The sequence below is a fragment of the Paenibacillus tyrphae genome (assembly GCF_027925525.1).
Lineage (GTDB): Bacteria > Bacillota > Bacilli > Paenibacillales > NBRC-103111 > Paenibacillus_G > Paenibacillus_G tyrfis_B.
Genome location: NZ_BSDJ01000069.1, coordinates 1 through 2,145 on the forward strand (window position 1 = coordinate 1; position 2,145 = coordinate 2,145).

1 protein-coding gene is annotated in these 2,145 nt (G+C 56.3%); it reads left to right on the forward strand.

The genetic code is table 11. The features are described from left to right. On the forward strand, positions 1–2,145 hold a 2,145-nt coding region (locus tag QMG93_RS34855; RefSeq protein ID WP_281944494.1), incomplete at both ends, for a non-ribosomal peptide synthetase.

Below are 2,145 nucleotides of genomic sequence, written 5' to 3' on the forward strand. Positions count from 1 at the left end.
GTGCTGCCGGGCGAATCGTTAGGGATACGCTTCAGATACAACGCGCTTGTTTATGACCAGGCGTGCGTGGAACGGATTCAGGGTCATTTGCTCCATGTAATGGAACAAATTGCGGATAATCCGGACATTCGGGTGAACGAGCTGGAGCTGGCGACGGCGGAGGAGCAAGCGCAGCTTGTGGGGCCGTTTAACGATACTTGGGCGGCCTATCCGCGGGAGAAGACTATCCACGGGTTATTTGAAGAGCAGGCGGAGTGTGTGCCGGGGCAGGTAGCGGTTGTGTTCGAAGACGAGCGGCTGACATACCACGAGCTGAACGAGAAGGCGAACCGGCTGGCGCGAATGCTGCGTGCGGAAGGGGTGCAACCGGATCAACCGGTCGCCATCATGGCCGAACGTTCCCTGGACATGATCGTCGGGATCTTGGCGATCTTGAAAGCCGGAGGCGCAACCGTGCCGATCGATCCGGAGTATCCGGAGGAGCGCATCCGCTATATGCTGGAGGATTCGGGCGTCAGGCTGTTACTAACGCAGAATCATTTGCGGGAGCGCGCATCTTTTGCAGGGAAGCTGCTGGAACTGAACGATCCGGAAATCTACGGCGCAGACGGCTCGAATTTGGAGCGGAACAATGGCTCCAGCGATCTGGCCTACGTGATCTACACCTCGGGAACAACCGGCAAGCCCAAAGGAAATTTAACGACGCACCGCAACATCGTGCAGCTCGTTCAAGCGACCAACTACATCGACATTACGCCGAAGGACAACGTGCTGCAATTATCCAGCTACGCCTTCGACGGCTCGATCTTTGATATTTTCGGTGCCTTATTAAATGGCGCGAAGCTTACTCTGATTCCTAAGGAGACCATGCTGGATATCGGAAAACTGGCAGGTTTAATTGAACGGCAGCGGATTTCGGTCATGCTTATTACTACCGCCTTCTTTAACGTTCTGATTGACCTGAATCCCGATTGTCTGCGTCATATTCGCACGATTTTATTCGGTGGGGAACGAGTCTCCGTCAGCCATGTCCGGAAAGCGTTCAAGCATCTCGGACCGGGCAAAATCAAACATATGTACGGCCCTTCGGAGAACACGGTATACGCTACCTTCTACGATGTAAATGAAGTCGGCGAAGATGCGGTAACCATCCCGATCGGAAGGCCGATCAGCAATACGTCGATCTACATCCTCGATGAAGCGAACGGCCTGCAGCCGATCGGAGTAGCCGGCGAGTTGTGCGTATCGGGAGAAGGATTGGCCCGCGGTTACTTAAATCGTCCGGAGCTGACGGCGGAGAGATTTATCGACAATCCGTTCGTTCCGGGGGCGCGGATGTATCGAACAGGCGACTTGGCAAGGTGGCTGCCGGATGGCAACATCGAATACTTGGGACGAATCGACCATCAGGTGAAAATCCGCGGTCACCGCATTGAACTCGGCGAGGTGGAAGCGCATCTGCTCAAGGCAGCTTCCGTTCTGGAAGCCGTCGTGATTACGCGGGAAGACGAGGTCGGGCAAAAACAGCTATGCGCATACTATGTCGCGGACCAGGAGCTGCCGGCGGGCGAGCTAAGAAGAGCGCTGTCGCGGGAAATGCCGGGTTATATGGTTCCTTCGTATTTTGTACAGCTTGCGCAGATGCCGCTGACGCCCAACGGGAAAATCGACCACCGGGCCTTGCCTGCTCCGGAGGGAAGGATGCAAACCGGGATCGACTACGTCGCGGCCCGCACTCCAATGGAAGAGCAGCTGGCACAAATCTGGAAAAAGGTGCTCGGACTTCCGAAGGTTGGCGTCAAAGACAACTTCTTTGAGATCGGTGGACATTCGCTGCGTGCAACAACGCTGGTTGCCCACCTGCACAAAGAGCTGGATATCGAGATGCCGCTGAGGGAAGTGTTCCAGTATCCGACGATTGAGCAAATGGCGGAAGCGGTCGCGGGCCGGGAGCAGAGCGCCTATGCGTCTATCCCGATTCTGAAGCAGAGCGCATATTATCCAGTCTCTTCCGCGCAAAAGCGGCTGTACATTTTGAGCCAGCTCGAAGGCGGGGAGCTCAGCTACAACATGCCGGGGGCGATGACGGTCGAAGGGGCGCTGGACCGGAAGCGGCTGGAGGAGGCGTTCAGGAAGCTGATCGCG